This is a genomic window from Mitsuaria sp. WAJ17 (assembly GCF_014174515.1).
Classification (GTDB): domain Bacteria; phylum Pseudomonadota; class Gammaproteobacteria; order Burkholderiales; family Burkholderiaceae_C; genus Roseateles_B.
Genome location: NZ_JACJUG010000003.1, coordinates 20,303 through 35,350, shown reverse-complemented (window position 1 = coordinate 35,350; position 15,048 = coordinate 20,303). Strand labels below are relative to the sequence as shown.

The 15,048-nt window shown below is 66.1% G+C and carries 14 protein-coding genes; 7 read left to right on the top strand and 7 right to left on the bottom strand.

Going from position 1 to position 15,048, the window contains the following annotated elements; all coding sequences use genetic code 11:
- Positions 1-8 precede the first annotated feature (8 nt).
- The 4 genes from H5407_RS03230 to H5407_RS03215 form a co-directional block, all read right to left on the bottom strand.
- Positions 9-1,094, bottom strand: coding sequence for a glycosyltransferase (locus H5407_RS03230; protein ID WP_255501060.1), 1,086 nt, complete (start codon positions 1,092-1,094; stop codon positions 9-11).
- A 125-nt stretch (positions 1,095-1,219) separates the two neighbouring features.
- Positions 1,220-2,491 carry a group 1 glycosyl transferase gene (locus H5407_RS03225; protein WP_183102991.1) on the bottom strand — a complete coding sequence of 424 codons (1,272 nt, stop codon included), beginning with the start codon at positions 2,489-2,491 and terminating at the stop codon, positions 1,220-1,222.
- On the bottom strand, positions 2,488-3,150 hold the full coding sequence (locus tag H5407_RS03220; RefSeq protein WP_183102990.1) for a bifunctional 2-polyprenyl-6-hydroxyphenol methylase/3-demethylubiquinol 3-O-methyltransferase UbiG: 663 nt from the start codon (positions 3,148-3,150) through the stop codon (positions 2,488-2,490). Before H5407_RS03220 ends, H5407_RS03225 begins: the two co-directional genes overlap by 4 nt.
- The gene (locus H5407_RS03215) at positions 3,140-4,423 is read right to left on the bottom strand and encodes a hypothetical protein (protein ID WP_183102989.1); all 1,284 of its coding nucleotides are present in this window, start codon (positions 4,421-4,423) and stop codon (positions 3,140-3,142) included. The genes H5407_RS03220 and H5407_RS03215 overlap by 11 nt, the downstream gene beginning before the upstream one ends.
- Positions 4,424-4,576: 153 nt before the next feature.
- On the opposite strand from H5407_RS03215, the gene H5407_RS03210 reads away from it, so the two are divergent.
- Entirely contained in the window at positions 4,577-5,695 is a 1,119-nt protein-coding gene (locus H5407_RS03210) for a glycosyltransferase family 1 protein (RefSeq protein WP_183102988.1), read from the top strand.
- An 18-nt stretch (positions 5,696-5,713) separates the two neighbouring features.
- On the opposite strand, the gene H5407_RS03205 is transcribed toward H5407_RS03210, so the two are convergent.
- The 3 genes from H5407_RS03205 to H5407_RS03195 form a co-directional block, all read right to left on the bottom strand.
- On the bottom strand, positions 5,714-7,405 hold the full coding sequence (locus H5407_RS03205) for a GspE/PulE family protein (RefSeq protein WP_183102987.1): 1,692 nt from the start codon (positions 7,403-7,405) through the stop codon (positions 5,714-5,716).
- 97 nt (positions 7,406-7,502) lie between these two features.
- On the bottom strand, positions 7,503-8,039 hold the full coding sequence (locus tag H5407_RS03200; protein WP_183102986.1) for a hypothetical protein: 537 nt from the start codon (positions 8,037-8,039) through the stop codon (positions 7,503-7,505).
- A 189-nt stretch (positions 8,040-8,228) separates the two neighbouring features.
- Positions 8,229-10,142, bottom strand: a complete 1,914-nt coding sequence (locus H5407_RS03195; protein WP_183102985.1) for a hypothetical protein — start codon at positions 10,140-10,142, stop codon at positions 8,229-8,231.
- Between the two features lie 490 nt (positions 10,143-10,632).
- On the opposite strand from H5407_RS03195, the gene H5407_RS03190 reads away from it, so the two are divergent.
- From H5407_RS03190 to H5407_RS03165, 6 genes are read left to right on the top strand one after another with little or no spacing between them, the layout of a single operon-like run.
- Complete coding sequence (locus H5407_RS03190; protein ID WP_183102984.1) at positions 10,633-11,808, top strand: type II secretion system F family protein; 1,176 nt, start codon at positions 10,633-10,635, stop codon at positions 11,806-11,808.
- A 23-nt stretch (positions 11,809-11,831) separates the two neighbouring features.
- Complete coding sequence (gspG, locus tag H5407_RS03185; RefSeq protein WP_183102983.1) at positions 11,832-12,287, top strand: type II secretion system major pseudopilin GspG; 456 nt, start codon at positions 11,832-11,834, stop codon at positions 12,285-12,287.
- 10 nt (positions 12,288-12,297) lie between these two features.
- Entirely contained in the window at positions 12,298-12,744 is a 447-nt protein-coding gene (locus tag H5407_RS03180; protein WP_183102982.1) for a prepilin-type N-terminal cleavage/methylation domain-containing protein, read from the top strand.
- The gene (locus tag H5407_RS03175; protein WP_183102981.1) at positions 12,741-13,196 is read left to right on the top strand and encodes a type II secretion system protein; all 456 of its coding nucleotides are present in this window, start codon (positions 12,741-12,743) and stop codon (positions 13,194-13,196) included. Before H5407_RS03180 ends, H5407_RS03175 begins: the two co-directional genes overlap by 4 nt.
- On the top strand, positions 13,171-13,836 hold the full coding sequence (locus H5407_RS03170) for a prepilin-type N-terminal cleavage/methylation domain-containing protein (RefSeq protein WP_183102980.1): 666 nt from the start codon (positions 13,171-13,173) through the stop codon (positions 13,834-13,836). Before H5407_RS03175 ends, H5407_RS03170 begins: the two co-directional genes overlap by 26 nt.
- Positions 13,833-14,843, top strand: a complete 1,011-nt coding sequence (locus H5407_RS03165; RefSeq protein WP_183102979.1) for a general secretion pathway protein GspK — start codon at positions 13,833-13,835, stop codon at positions 14,841-14,843. The genes H5407_RS03170 and H5407_RS03165 overlap by 4 nt, the downstream gene beginning before the upstream one ends.
- Positions 14,844-15,048 lie beyond the last annotated feature (205 nt).

Below are 15,048 nucleotides of genomic sequence, written 5' to 3'. Positions count from 1 at the left end.
CTCCAGGCCTAGAGCAGGGTCTTGTACAGCGCCAGCGTGCCGTCACGCATGGCGTCGATGCCAAAGCTGCTGCGCACCCAGCGATTGGCGGCGGCACCCATGCGGGCCCGCATGGCATCGTCGCGGACCAGTTGGTCCAGCGCGTCCGCCAGCGCCCGTTCGTCACGGGGTGGCGTCAGCAGGCTGGTCTCCCCGGCACGGTTGAGGCAGTTCACACCGTTGTCGAGGTCACACACCACCGTGGGCTTGCCGCAGGCCATGGCTTCGGCGCTGGCGATGCCGAAAGCCTCGGAGCGCTCGATGGAAGGCAGGCAGAAGACGTCGCAGGTGCGCAGCGCCGTGGCCAGGACGCCGCGGCTCACCTCGCCCAGGAACCTCACCCGATCGAGCAACTGCCGCTCCCGGGCGTGGCGCTGCAGCTCGGCGCTGAGCGGGCCGGTGCCAATCATCAGCAGCACCGCGTCCGACTGTAAGGCGGCCACCGCTTCAAGCAGGTGGTGGTAGCCCTTGTAGTACACGTGCCGGCCCACCGTCAGGATGATGGGGCGGCCGGCGGCCCACTGCAGCAACTCGGCACGCACGGCATCCTCGCTGGGGGTCTCGTCCAACTGGGCGAAATCGATGCCGATGGGCACGGCATGCACCTTGTGCTCGATGCGGGCCTGCTGCAGCTGAGCCGAGCTCTCGTAGTGCTTGGGCGTGAAAACGATGATGCGATCGGCGCGCAGCAGCGCCTTCTGCTGCATGGGGCCGTAGAGCTTCAGCAGCATTTGCTGGCGAACGATGTCGCTGTGCCAGGTCATGACCACAGGCACGTCGCGCGGCGCACGCAGGGCCGCGACATCAGCCCAGGGATTGGGGGCGTGGATGTGCACCAGGTTGCCTCGCTGCTGACGCAGTTCCGTGTTCACCGTGCCAAGAATGGCCGGACAAAAGGGCACGGACGCGAGCATCGCGTAATACGGCACGGGAACGATCCGGTAGGGCGTCGGCTCCAGCTCGCGCCCCATCACGCGCGAAGGCTGGCTGGCGATCAGCGTCGACTGCGCCTGCCCCGCCATGGAGCGGAGCAGGGTATCCACATGGGTTTCCATCCCGGCGAAGGGCGGTGGAACAAACTTGCCAATGTGCAGTGGCCGGATATTGGGGGGCATGAGTCAAGCGAGATGCAGCCGTGCATTGTATGTGCGACCGCTTGGGGATTTGGGCCGGCCAGAACTCAGGAGGAATGCGGCTGCCCGGCGGCATCATCGCGGGCGCGATGGTCCATCCGGAAGGGCTTGCGCAACAGCACCGCCGGCAGGTGCGACTCCCGGGACAGGAAGGCGGCGTAGCGCACCAGCATCTGCAGACGCCCCAGGCCCAGCACGCGCGCCAGGCCACGGACCAGCGCGTTGGCCAGGGTGAGCCTGCGGCCCTGGTCATGCAGATTGCGTGTATGGACCGGCCCCGCTGCCGGTATCCCGTGCAGGCCGGCCGCACGCAGCTGCTGCTGGAAGGCCGACGCCGCGGCAAAGGGCCGGCTCACCTGCCTCGCATCTGGCCCCAGGGCCGGCAGGGCCCGCCTCATGAGGCCGTGAATCGGCGTGCCGTCGTCCAGCGTGCCGAAACCATAGGGCAGGCCCTTGAGCGACAGGTGCCCGGCCTCCCGCAAGGCCTGCACATACGTCTCCAGCAGACGCCGGACGACGGGCAGCCGTGCGAGCGAATGGCGCGTCTGGTGGCGAGACAGCACCGAGGTGTCGTGCACATCGATCCCGCTGAAGTGGAAGAAGTGCAGGGCCTGTCCATTGACCTCGACCCCATGCGCGCCGTCAGCGAGCTGGCGCTCGTGCAGATTCCAGTAGGCCACGTTGCAGCCGGGGTGGCGCAGCAGCCCCACGCCCTCGAAGCAGCACGGCGCCAGGTCCATCCACTTCTGGTCCACGAAGACCCCAAAGGCCGGATCGTTGTAGCCATGGGACAGGCAGCGCGACTCCCACCAATCCAGCAGCTCATTGGCACAAGGCCCCCTGCGCAGGGCCACGAAGCCCAGGTTGTGGACCCCATTGCGAAGGAAGTCGATGTCGGACGGCCGCTCGCCGTCCAGCACGGGACGCAGGGCATGGGGCGTCAGCAGCACGTCTTTGCTACGCAGGCCGTCCAGGACCGGCGTCAGCGGGGCATAGCAGCGGATGTCCGGGTCCAGGTACACCACCTGTTCATGACCCTCGCCCAGCAGTCGTTTGAGGAAGGTGGGCTTGAGGGCGGTATTGAGTTCCAGGATGTCGAACTGGTAGGCCAGTTGCTCGAACTCTGCCAGGCCCAGGTCCTGGGCGAAGCGCGCCTTCAGGCCGGTGCCCGCCAGCGCATCGAGGACAGCCTGCGTGGGACGGTCCACCACCAGGACCTCGAAGCTGCAGTCCGGATGATGCTCCCGGATGGAGGCGCCGAGCACCGTGGCATAGGCCAGGTAGTTGGCGGAGACGATGGTGCAGATGCAAAGGCTCATGCGCGGGCCACGAGGAAGTTGTAGGCATAGGCGGCCAGGTCCTCGGCCAGGCCCAGGCTCAGCCACCTCAGAGCCCTGGACTTGCCGCCTCCGAACTCCGGCGCGAGCTTCAGGACGCGCAAGCCCTGACCCTCCAGCATGCGCAGTGCGCTCTTGCGCGTGTAGAAGCGCAGATGGGTCTGGTCCAGGATGCCCGAGGGCGCGTAACGGAACTCGCCTCGCAGCAGCAGCGGCACGGTCACCGAGATGTGGCGGATGTTGGGCAGGGCCACGAGCAGATGGCCGCCGGGCCGCAGCCAGGCGAGCGCACGCTGCAGCACCGCCTCTGGCTGCTCGAAGTGCTCTAGCACATGCGACAGGACGATCAGGTCAAAGCGGCCGGCCCAGCCGGGCGGATTCCATTGCAGGACGTCAGCCTCCACCACCTCCTGCGCCACCTGGCGGGCCCGCGCGGCCGCGTCCGGGCGGAGCTCCAGGCCAGTCGTGCGGCAGCCGGCATGGCGGCGTTGCAGCTCGGCCAGCGTGGCCCCGGCGCCGCAGCCGATCTCCAGCACATCGGTCACCGCCACCCCGGCCAGCAAGTCCAGCAGGGGGGCACGAACCGTGTCGTAATAGCCTGCATAGGCCTGCCCGCCCTGGGCAATCTGGTCATTGAGCATCGCGAGGAAGCGCCGGAGGCACCGTGGAATCCAAAAGTTGCATTGTCCGTCGAGCCAGCACCAGGGTCACCGCCAGGTGGGTGCCTGCATAGCCCAGCAGCATGCCGGCCAGGCCCCATCGGCTGCCCAGCAGCCAGGCCAGCAGCGGCGCGGCGAGGGCCAGCACGGCACAGGGCCAGACAAAGCGCTGCTGCTCATCGACCGCGAGCAAGACCTGACCCCAGGTGGCGGTCAGGCAGGCCAGCCAGCAGCCCGACAACAACAGTGCCAGCACCACCCCATCCAGCAAGAAGCCCGCACCGAAGCGGCCCCAGGCCTGGCGCAGCGGCCCGCTGCCGGCCAGCAAGGCCATGACGAACAGGACCGCGGCGATGGCCAGCATCAGCTTCTTCAGCTCGACCATTGCCCGCCGCAGATCGGCCTCGCTGCACCAGCGGGGGAACCGAAGCTGAGCCCACAGGCCGCACAGTGCCACCACGGCCGTCAGCGCACGGGAGGCAAAGGCAAAGCCCACCAGCTCGGCAGCGGACAGCCAGTGCCCGGCCATGAGGATGTCCGTGCCGCTGGCGCAGAAGCCCGCCATGGCAAGGGCGCTGAGGCCGGCCCCGTCCCGCCAGCTGAAGGCGCTCATGGCTGCGGCGTCCCGCGGCATGGCGTGTACCGCGAGCCGCACCGCGACCAGCAGCGCCGCCTGCGCGAGCAGCACCGCCAGACCCAGTCCGGGCATGCCGAGGCCTGCGACGGTCAGCGTCAGCAGCAGGCCCAGGCACAGGGCCGAGGCCATCGCGAGGTAGCTGCGCTCACGGCCGGTCTGCTGATGCCCCGTCAATGCCGTCATGCCCGCGAAGGCACGCAGGCGCAGGTGCTGGCCGATGCCGTAAAGCCCTGCCGCCAGCCAGCCCCCCGATTCGGCGGGGGCCGCGCCGCCGAAGCCGCCAAGGCTGAGTGCCAGCGCGAAGCCCAACTGCAGCAGCAGCAGGCCGGTACCGGACCAGCGAAGCCAGTCCGCCATGACCTGATCCCAGTTGGCGGGCAGGCGTCCCCGCTCGCCCTGACGGGCCAGCGAGCGGATGGTCGGCTGCAGGCGCCCGGCCAGCAGAAGCCCAACCAAAGGCGCGCTGGCAGTGATCAGCACCCACGATGCGGCGGCCCCAGGCCCGAGCACATGCCGCAACCAGGGCAGCAGCACGATGCCCTGCAGAGCCTCCAGCGCAAAAAAAGCGGCGGCCGCCATGGCGGCAATGCGTGGGTGGGTCCACCAGGAGGGGGTCATGGCCGTGGCGCCCTCGGGCCTGCGTGACAATGGCGACCTTCGCTGCCGGCCCGCTGCACAAAGTGGTCACGAAAGTGGCCCATGGCGCCGCCCGCGGCGCGCCCCCGCATCCCTGCTTTCATGCCTCGCACTTCTCCAACCCTGCTTCCAACGATGAGGCCAGTTGTCATCAACGGTAAGTTTCTCGCTCAGCGCGTGACAGGTGTGCAGCGCGTCGCCCACGAGCTGGTGCGGGCACTGGATCAAGAACTGGGCCGGCGCCCGGCCGCCGAGCGGCCCTCGGTGCTGCTGCTGCACCCCGACAGCGGTACCGCGCCCGCATTGGACCATATCTCCTGCCGGGCCTCACCGGCCCCGCTGGGCCGCCTGCACCTGTGGGAGCAGTGGACCCTGCCGCGCGCCGCGAAGGGCGGGCTGCTGCTCAATCTGGCCGGCTCAGCGCCCGCGCTGGGGCGCCGGCAGATCTGCATGCTGCACGACGCCGCCGTGTTTGACTGGCCGCGAGCCTATACCCGCGCCTTCGTGGCCTGGTATCGCTTCCTCTTCCGCCGGCTCGCTGGTCGGGCCCGGAAGATCCTGACGCCATCGGCCTTTTCCCAAAGCCGGCTGCAGGTGCACCTTCCCGCACTGCGCACGCGCCCTGGCAGCGACTGCCAGGTGCTGCCGCTGGCGGCCGAGCACATGGACCGGATCGCCGCCGACAGCGCCTGGCTGCACGAGACCGGCCTGGCGCAAAGGCCTTTCCTGCTGGCCGTGGCCAGCGAGAACCCCAGCAAGAACCTGTCCGGTCTGCTGCAGGCCTTTGCGCAATGGCCGGGCCGCTCCGGACATCTGCTGGTGCTGGCCGGCGGCAGCAATCCGGAGGTCTTCAGGCCAGACGGGCCGCAGGTGGCGGACGAAGCGAACGTCAGGCGCCTGGGTCCCGTCAGCGATGCCCAGCTGAAGGCCCTCTACGGGGCCGCCAAGGCCTTTGTGCAGCCGTCCTGGTACGAGGGCTTCGGTCTGCCGCCACTGGAAGCCATGCGCTGCGGCTGCCCGGTGCTCAGCGCCAACCAGGCCAGCCTGCCCGAGGTCTGCGGCGAGGCCGCGGCCTACTTCGACCCACACAGGGATCCGTCGGATCCACAGGGCTTCTCAGCGGCATTGGAGCGCCTCTTGGCCGACCCGGCAGCGGCTACGAAGTCCCGAGCACGCGCGGCCCAGTTCAGCTGGGCAGCCAGCGGCAGGCAGCTGCTGGACCTGCTGCTCAGCGAATCACAGGCAGGCGACTGAAGCGCCTGGCGCTTCGCCTCAGCCGCCCGCGGTGGAGCGCAGCACCTCGCCCAGGGTCGTGGCGCCGCGGACGACCATCTCGACGCCGCTGCGCAGCAGGCCATCATCCTGCTGACGGCCCAGCATCTGCAGCAGTGCCGGCTCACCATCGCCAGCGGCGATACGGTGTCCCATGTCCGGCGTGATGTCGATCATGTCGTACACCGCGATACGGCCCCAGAAGCCCGTGCCGCTGCAATGCGGGCAACCGACCGGCTTGCGCAGGCGGCTTCGGTCGCTGAAGTTCATGCGCTGCAGCATGGCCAGCACAGCATCGTCGGGCTCGGCGTCCGGCACCGCGCAGTGGTCGCACAGGCGGCGGACCAGGCGCTGGGCCATCAGCCCGCGCACGCTGGCAGCGATCAGGAATGGCTCGATGCCCATGTCCACCAGACGGGTCACCGCGCCGATGGCCGAATTCGTGTGCAGCGTGGACAGCACCAGGTGGCCCGTCAGCGCCGACTGGATGGCGATGCGCGCGGTTTCCTCGTCGCGGATTTCACCCAGGAGGATGGTGTCCGGGTCATGCCGCAGGATGGAGCGCAGGGCCGCCGCGAAGGTGAAGCCGATGTCGGCATTGACCTGTAGCTGCGTGATCCCGTGGATCTTGTACTCCACCGGATCTTCGACAGTGATGATCTTCTTGCTGCGGTCGTTGGCCAGTTCCAGCGTCGTGTACAGCGTGGTGCTCTTGCCCGAGCCCGTGGGGCCGGTGACCAGCACGATGCCATTGGGCAGATTGCTCCACTGCGTCAGCAACTCGGCCTGCGCCGCCGTCATGCCCAGATCCTGCAGACGCGTGGGCTTGCGCTCCTGGCGCAGCAGGCGCAGCACGATGGATTCGCCATGCACACCCGGCAGCACCGACACGCGGATGTCGAAGGCCTCGCCATTCACCCGCGCGCTGATGCGCCCGTCCTGCGGCAGGCGGCGCTCGGCGATGTCCAGGCTGGACAGGATCTTGATCCGGCAGGCCACGGCGTCGAAGCGGTCGCGGCCGTAGCGGGCCAGTTCGAGCATGTCGCCGTCGATGCGGGCGCGCACCACGAAGCCCGCTTCCTCAGGCTCGAAGTGGAGGTCGGATGCGCGCTGAGTGACACCACGCGACAGCATGGTGTTAACCAGTTCGATGGTAGGCCCCTCTTCCGCGAGCTCACGCAGGGCGCGGAGGTCGTCTTGGAGGCCCATCTGGGTGCTGCTGCTCTCAGTACTGCGCGCCGTGATGGCCTCGAACAGCGTGGGCGTGAGCACCGCCGGTTGCAGCATCAGGCCAAGGGCGGCCGCCTTGCGGAGCAGCATCTGCCAGACATCGGCCTCCGCCTGCTCCTTGAAGGCAACGCACGTGGGGCCCTCGGGCGCACGCAGCAGGCACATGCCCTTGCCCTTGAGCCAGCTCGCTGACAGGCCAAGTGCACGGACGGCTTCGTCGTCCTGCATGAGCCCGGTGTCCCAGTCGCGCTGCTGCAGCAGCGGCACGCTCAGGAACTGGCTGAAGGCCTCGTACAGCGGCAGCTCGGCGATGGCATTGAGCCGCAGAAGGGCCGCGCAGATTGGCAGGTGCGTCTGCTCATGCAGTACCACCGCGTCCTGGACGGCCTGTTCCTGAATTCGCCCTGCGGCCCGCAGATACTCCAGAAACTCCAGCGGAGTTTGATTATTGATTCCAGCCAATTCCATTGCTCAGCAAGTATTGAATTCGCACAGGGGAATATCGCTTTGAACTTCGGGTTCAGGCGGAAGTAACTCGATTGACAATACCGTCAATGATTCAGCGTACCGGCAACACCTTTGCGGCCGCCGAAGCCGCCGCGCTGGCGGGCATGCTGGGCAGCGCACTGGAGGAGGCCGAGAAGGCCTGCGCCCGGGGCGATGACAGCGCGGGTACGGCGATCTTGAGCTCGCGTTCAGCGTAGTACCAGCGGCCCCGGCTGTAGGCCACAAGGGTCAGGTAGGTGTCATGGGTCAGCTCGACTTCCATGGAGGTCTGCGCGACCTCGCCACCTTTGAATGGCACGGCCTTGATGAACACCGGGGGCACCGGCTGCCCAGGGGCTGCTGGCTTTGCGGCAGGCTTGCCCTTGCGACCCTTCAGCAGTACCAGCCACCCGGTACCAGAGATTTCGCTGCGGACCCGTACCTGGGTCTTGCCAGCTTCCATCACATCCGGTGCATCGATCACCAGATAGCCGGAGCTCGCCGGCTTGCCACCGATGGCCTGGAACACGGCGTCCACGGTCACGGCCGTGCTGACAGCGGGACTGATCACCTGGGCCTGCGCCGCACCGGCGCAGATCAGCAAGGCCATGGCGGCCCGCCTGGGCATCTCGCCCCCATCCATGAGCTGGCGCACAAGCCACCCAGCAAAAGCACACACCATAGCCACCAGCCCTCTCGGCTCTTGAGCCTGTCGAACAGAAAGCTGGATTGTAGAGAAGTACAGGCAAAGAAAAGGGGGGCCGAAGCCCCCCTTTCCAACCAAACACGAGTACAGAAATTACTTCTTGATACCGGTCTGAGCGTCTTGATCGATGTGATCGCGCGGCGAGGCTTCGAGGTTCACGAAGTCAGCACCTTGCGAAGCGGACACTTCGGTCAGAGCACCCGTACGGGCGTTGTAGAAGTAGTTCTGCACGCGCAGGGTCGAGGCCTTGGTCGACGAGATACGCAGACGGGTGTTCGGAGCCTTTTCGCCCTGAGTACCACCAGCCACAGCATCCTTATCACCGCCCGCAGTTTGGTCCGCACCGCCAATGCTGGAGTTGTTGCTCAGCAGGGTATGGATTTCCTTGGAGGTGAAGTAGCGAGCGCCGCGAGCCGGCAGGGTGCCCAGCGAGCCCCACTTGCCGTACTTGCCGTCAGCACGGATGTACTGGCCAGTCAGATCGGCTTCTTGGGTTTCGCTGTTGTTGATCACGCGAACCACGTCAATCCACTCGCCGTAGGCATCGGTCACGGGCTTGGAAGGATCCCAGGCGATGAAGTTGCGAACGTCGATCTTGACGCCGCCACCCAGGCCAGCCAGGTCACGACGGCAGGACTTGTTGTTCTGTTCGTCGGACAGGTCTTCCTTGATCAGCGAAGCCACACCTTGGAAGGTGGACTGGGGGATCTCAACGTTGCCGGGCACGTTGTAGCAGATGTAGGCGCGATCCAGCGAGGCAGTGTAGCCAGAGACCGGGTCAGCACCAGCACCCAGCGGGCCGGTAGCCAGAGCGTCACCGATGGCCAGCAGCGAGTCGTTGACGGTACCGCCAGACACCACGCTCACCAGGTCAGCGTGCGTGAAGGTCACGGTCCAGTCCTTGCCGTCAGCCGAAGCCACCACGGTGCCGGCAGCCGACACGTTGTTGGCGCCAGTAGCCGAGCAGAAGGGGCTGTTGGACAGGGTGATGGTCGAACCAGCGGCGAAACCGTTGCTGGAGTACAGCTTGACAACAGCTTCCTTGGTGTCGACAGCACCGTCGGTGTTCAGCACGCCGAAGGTCTTCAGGTCACCGTTGTTGTTGGCGTTGTTGGCACGCAGCTTGTAGTAGTCGGTCGCCAGGTCCGTATCCCAAGCGTCAACGCTCAGGTTGCGGAACTTCACGAAGCCCAGGGGCATCACGGTGCTGGTGCCGAAGCCAGCGGCATCGGTAGCCAGAGCCTTGTTTTCCACGGCCGGGTTGGTGGAACGGTTGGGAGCCACGCCCTTGCCGATCACCACGTTCACGGCTTGCGAGAACAGGATGTAACCGTTGTTGGTCACGCCGGTTTCGCCGGACTCACCGATCACGCCGACGCCAGAGCCGGTGTAGTTACGGATGTTCAGGCTGATGCGCTTGTCGCCGTCGGAGCAGACGTCGGTGGCGATTTCGGCAGCGCCGTCAGCGTCCACGGTGCCCACGGTCGGGACCAGGTTGGTCACCTTGGCGAACTTCGGAGCAGCCGGAGCCGGTTGAGCGTCGAAGTCCACGCCGCCCACGGTAGCGGCAGCGATGGCGGCGGTGTTGACGTTGAAGTTCACTTGCGCCGTCGTCAGGTTGACAGGCACGTTGTCCTTGTTTTCCAGGCGGAACTTGAAGCGCAGGGTCTGGGCGTCAACAGCTTCGATGGCCAGCAGCTCGACAGCAGCCTTGCCAGCGGCGGTGGTGCCGGCGGCCAGCACGGGCACGTCAACCGGAGAACCAGCCACGAAAGCCTTGACCTGGACGGTTTCCAGGTTCGGCAGGTTGCCGGCGGTGGCCAGCCAAGCGGCGGCACCGTCGCCACCCAACTTCAGCACCAAGTTGAAGTCCTGGCTCGAGGCAGCGTTGGCGCTCAGGTTACCGGCATAGGTGAAGCTGGCAGCCGGGGCGATGATGGCCTGGCTGTTCTTCATGATCACTTCGCGAGCGACCGTCACGCCCGACTGGCTGATGGTGGCGGCCATCGCCGAACCCACTGCGAACAGGCTTGCGACCGCAGCAGCAACATGCAATTTCTTCATTGCCTTCATTGAGTGAACCTCATGTTTGGTTAACAAACGGCGCTCCTCCCACACACAAGGTGAGACTACCGCCTCAACAATCGCGATCAGCCCATGGAGGCCGTGCTAAGCGTTGTCGGGGCGAAGTCTACGCGAACTTTTTTCGTCGCCGCAACGCAGATACGAAAAAAAGGGGTAGGGATTACCGCCAGATGCAAATTGTCAGGGCATTCATCGCACAAAGCCTGGAACATCCCTCCCCTATGTTGCGGGTGGACAACGCGCCAGCCCAGGCACACTGGCTCACGCCGTGATCCAGGGGACCTCACGTTTTGCCAACCCCTCAACACGATGCATGACTGCGCATCTATTAATGCAGCGCAAAGAATGACCATCACCCCAAAGGGTGCCGCAAATTCGCGACACCTCCGGCCTGCGGCACAATCGCGGCGCCATGGAACATTTCAACTACGTCGCCCTGGACCAGCAAGGGCAACGTCACGCGGGCAGCGTCCTCGCGGCCAATCGATCGGAAGCGGAGCGCCAGCTCGGGGACCAGCAGCTGCTGGTGGTCGCACTGGAAGCCGCCCGGGTGCGGACCCGCAAGGCCGGCGGCCCCGTCAATGTGGTGGCACTGATCGACGAGCTCTCCACGCTGCTGGAAGCCAGCGTGCCACTGGCCGAAGCCGTGGACACACTGGGGCTGGGCCTGCCCGCAGACCATCCCCTGCACGGCATTCTCAGTGACATCCGCGGCGGCAAAGGTTTCTCTGCCGCGCTGCGCGAAAGCGCACTGGAGCTGCCTGACTATGTGCTGCAGCTGGTGCGCTCAGGCGAGACGACCGGCAAGCTGGCCGCCGCGATGCGGGCGGCCGCCCAGCACCTGGAGTCCGACGCAAAGGTCCGGCAGGAAGCACGCAACGCCATGATTTACCCGATGGTGCTGGTCTTCAGCGGCATCGTGGCCACGCTGGTGATGTTCGTGTTCGTCGTGCCGCGCTTCGCCTCGGTCCTGAGCAACCCCAAGGCCGAGCTGCCCTGGGTCAGCCAGCTCATCCTGACCGCGGGCCTGTGGCTGGCCCAGCATCAGGTCGGCGTGGGTCTGGTGATCTCCATCCTGTTGATGCTGGGCATTGCCGCCTGGCAGCGCAAGGAAGTCAAGGACGCAGCCTGGGAACTCGCTGCGCGCCTGCCGGTCCTCGGCCCCTGGACACTGCATGCAGAACTGTCCCGCTGGTCTTCGCTGTTCGCAGTACTGCTGCAGAGCAAGGTGCCCCTGCTGCAGGCGCTTCAGCAGGCCAACGAGACCCTGCGCCGGCGCAGCCTGCGCACACAGGGGGCGTTGGTGCTGGCCGATGTGCGGGGGGGGCGCTCGCTCAGTGACTCCCTGGGCCGGCACACGATACTGGACGCCGCCGGCCTTAACCTGATCCGCGTTGGCGAGCGTTCGGGAGCCCTGCCCCAGACAGTCGCGTCACTGGCTCGCGTCCACAGCAATCAGGCGCAGCTGCGCCTCAAGCGCTTTCTCGTGCTGCTGGAGCCCATCACCATCCTGGCGATCTCGGTGGTGCTGGGCGGTATCATGGTTTCCGTGATGCTGGCCATCACCAGTCTGACCAACGTCCTTTGACCGCAACGTCTCCGCCCCGCCCCATGTTCATTCGTCGTCCCCGCTCCACCGTCAACGCCAAGCTCAAGGCGCAGGGCTTCACGCTCCTGGAAATCCTGATCGTCATGGTGATCATCGGTCTGCTGGCCGGCCTGGTCGGCCCCAAGGTGCTGGGCAAGGCCGATTCGTCCAAGGTGCAGACCGCCAAGACGCAGCTCAAGATGCTGAAGAGCGCCATCGGCATCATGCAATTGGACTTGGGTGTCCTGCCTACAGCCGAGCAGGGCCTCAAGCTGCTCGAGGAAGCTCCGACGCAGCAGCCGCTGCGCAACCAGTGGAAGGGGCCCTACATCGAGGGCAGGCTGCCACTGGATCCCTGGAACAACCCGTACGTCTATGTCGTGCCGGGAGAGAACGGCCAGCCGTTCACGCTCAAGTCCTGGGGCGCCGACGGCAAGCAGGGCGGCGAGGGACTGAACGCTGACCTGAACTCCGATTGATGAATCCACGATGAGCCCTCCGACCCCGTTCGGGCGCGGTTCGAGGGGTTTCACCCTGGTGGAGATGCTGGTGGTGATGGTGCTGCTAGGCCTGCTCAGCACGGTCGCACTCCCCTCTCTTCACCGGTGGCAGCGCGCCCTGCAGGCACGCAGCGAGGCCGCACTGGTGATCGAATCGCTGCGCGCCCAGGCCTTCCGGGCCGGCGCTTCGCAGATCGAGCTGGCCCTCAAGCCTGAGAGCTTCCAGGAGAAGCCGGTGGCAGGCCTGGTGCAGGTCAAGCTTCCGCAGGGCTGGACCCTGCGGCGCATGGTGCCGGCCAGCTTCCTGCCCAACGGCCTGTGCCGCCCCGGCCTGCTGGCCTTCACCACGTCCCAGGGAAGTCACGAACTGCTCGTCATCGAAGGCCCCATTTGCAAATTCAGCTGGCAGAAAGACCTCAGCGTGGCCGAGCCATGAAGCGCAAGCACCTGCTCATGGAATCTCATCGACAGGGTGGTTTCAGCATGATCGAGGTGCTGGCTGCCATGGTCATCTTCAGCTCAAGCGCCGTTGTGCTGTTCTCCTGGCTTGGTCAAACCTCCGATCGGTTGGCCAAGCTGCAAGTGGAGCAGCAGCGGCTGTTCGCGGAGCTCGATGCCCTGGAGTACATCAAGGGTCTGAACCCCATGTCCCAGCCGAACGGCGAGGTCAGGATCGGCGAGCAGCGGGTGCGATGGTCCAGCACGCCCGTCGGCGATGCCCTGCCCACCAAGGCGCCTTCGGGTGGTGTGGGCGCCTATGTCGTTCAGCTGTATAGCGTGAAGGTGACAAGCTACGCCCCGAACTCTCAATCCGACCAGACGATCCACCTGATCGGCTGGAAGCAGACGCAAGACACTCGCCGTGAGCTGCCCTTCGACCTCCGCTGATCGCCGTCAGGCCGGCCTGACACTGGTGGAGCTGCTGGTCTCCATGGTGATCCTGAGCCTGGTGATGGTCCTCGTGTCCCAGGCCCTGTTCCAGGCCGCCAAGGTGGCGCAGGTGGCCGAATCGGCCAGCGCACAGCTGCATTCGCGTTGGGGCCAGGGATGGTCCGTCCGCGACCTGCTGAGCAACGTCGCCGCCCCGCCGGAAGGGGGCGAGAAGCCTTTCGTGGGCGACGGCAAATCGATCAGCGCCTACAGCCTGCAGCCGCTGGAGCGGCAGGTCTTCGGCCCTAGAAAGTTCACCTTGGAGATCAAGCCGGACTCTGTCACAGGGACCATGTCCAAGTCCCTTCTGCTGCGCTACACGGCCGCAGAGGCCCAGCCTGGCGACATGGGAGCCAAGACCGAGACCGTTGCCCGGCTGCCCCTGAATGTGGAATTCGCCTATCTCGATGCCACGGGGCAATGGCTGGAATCCTGGCCGCCCCTTCTCGACAAGGGCAAGACCTCGCAGGAGCAGGCGCTGCCCAGAGGCGTTGTCATCCGGGAGTCCGAGTCCAAGCGTCTCATCGCCATGTACCGCTACCTGGGGCCGCAAAGCAGCACCCGGCCTCGTGAACGCATGTTCTGGGAGAACCAATGAAGCCGCGTGGGTTCGCACTGGCGGTGGTGCTGTGGGTGCTGGCCGGCCTCGCCGTGGTTGCGGCCACCGTCGCCAGCCTGACGCACGACAGCGCCAAGAGCATCCAGCAGCTGAGGCAGCGGGTCACCACCGAAAGAGCGGTGATCGATACCCGGGCGCGGATCGCCCTGCTCATGACCACGGGTACCCCGACAACGCACAGTTACTTCAGCCCCGGCGGCGTCGTGTTCGCCGACAACCGCCCCCTGAGTGTCAATGAGGGTCACGCAGTGGAAGTCCAGGACCTCAGCGGCCTCATCAACCTGACCAAGCCCGAGCACCAGCGCCTGACCCAGGTGCTGATGGCCTGCGGAGCCAAGGAAGACCAGGTGGCGAGCCTGATCGACGCCCTGGAGGACTACCAGGACGTGGATCACAACAAGCGCCTGAATGGCGCCGAAGCCCAGGAGTACCGGGACGCCAAGGCGCCTCCGCCAAGGAACAATCCGCTGATGAGCGGTGACGAGCTCTGGCGCGTCATGGGCTTCGGATCGATCAAGACCAGCTGGGAAAAGGCCCGATGCGGCGACCTGGTCACCGTTCACGGCGAAGGTGTCTTCAATCGCAACACCGCGCCAGCGGAGCTGCTGGTGGCGGATGGCATGGACCTGGCCACGGCGCGCGCCTATGTGCAGAGCCGCCGGGATGGCCTTGCCGATCCGCTCTCGCAGGAGAGGAAAAGCAGCGATCGGTCCAACGTCTTTGCCTGGGAAGGCACGAGCTTCGTCGGCCCGGTGGCGCGAGTGCGCCACCACCTCCAGTCAGTAGAATGGTGCCCCTCGTACGTGCTTGAACTCAATACCACGCAGGCCGGCGGCCCTGTGTTGGTGAAGGAATCCCTGGCCGAGACCTGCGAACCTCTCAAATCCAAACCGCTGCACTCCCTGCCGCCTCCTGCCTTTGTCCGCAAGGACGACGACTCAACCAGCCCCGATGCTACGCCCCGTCTACCATTTAGCCTTCGATGACGCCCAGCGCGTGCGACTGCAGGCCACAGGGCTCAAGGCCTGGGCGCCCACGCTGCTAATTCCGCGAAAGCTCTGCGTTTTTGAAAGCCTGCCCTGCGCGGGCCTCGCCTGGCGTGAACAACGACGCTTCGCCGCGGCCCAGGCCAGGCGCCTCGCCCCCTTTGCCTCTACCGGCAGTTCCGCCGTGATCAGGAAGGGGCGCCTC

Excerpts from the sequence above, each read along its gene's own strand:
- H5407_RS03210 (WP_183102988.1), top strand. The coding sequence starts at position 4,577 with ATGAGGCCAGTTGTCATCAACGGTAAGTTTCTCGCTCAGCGCGTGACA.
- H5407_RS03175 (WP_183102981.1), top strand. The coding sequence starts at position 12,741 with ATGAAGCGCAAGCACCTGCTCATGGAATCTCATCGACAGGGTGGTTTC.
- H5407_RS03195 (WP_183102985.1), bottom strand. The coding sequence starts at position 10,142 with ATGGCCGCCACCATCAGCCAGTCGGGCGTGACGGTCGCTCGCGAAGTG.
- gspG (WP_183102983.1), top strand. The coding sequence starts at position 11,832 with ATGTTCATTCGTCGTCCCCGCTCCACCGTCAACGCCAAGCTCAAGGCG.
- H5407_RS03215 (WP_183102989.1), bottom strand. The coding sequence starts at position 4,423 with ATGACCCCCTCCTGGTGGACCCACCCACGCATTGCCGCCATGGCGGCC.
- H5407_RS03230 (WP_255501060.1), bottom strand. The coding sequence starts at position 1,094 with ATGGAAACCCATGTGGATACCCTGCTCCGCTCCATGGCGGGGCAGGCG.
- H5407_RS03190 (WP_183102984.1), top strand. The coding sequence starts at position 10,633 with ATGGAACATTTCAACTACGTCGCCCTGGACCAGCAAGGGCAACGTCAC.
- H5407_RS03180 (WP_183102982.1), top strand. The coding sequence starts at position 12,298 with ATGAGCCCTCCGACCCCGTTCGGGCGCGGTTCGAGGGGTTTCACCCTG.
- H5407_RS03225 (WP_183102991.1), bottom strand. The coding sequence starts at position 2,491 with ATGAGCCTTTGCATCTGCACCATCGTCTCCGCCAACTACCTGGCCTAT.
- H5407_RS03220 (WP_183102990.1), bottom strand. The coding sequence starts at position 3,150 with ATGCTCAATGACCAGATTGCCCAGGGCGGGCAGGCCTATGCAGGCTAT.
- H5407_RS03165 (WP_183102979.1), top strand. The coding sequence starts at position 13,833 with ATGAAGCCGCGTGGGTTCGCACTGGCGGTGGTGCTGTGGGTGCTGGCC.
- H5407_RS03200 (WP_183102986.1), bottom strand. The coding sequence starts at position 8,039 with ATGGCCTTGCTGATCTGCGCCGGTGCGGCGCAGGCCCAGGTGATCAGT.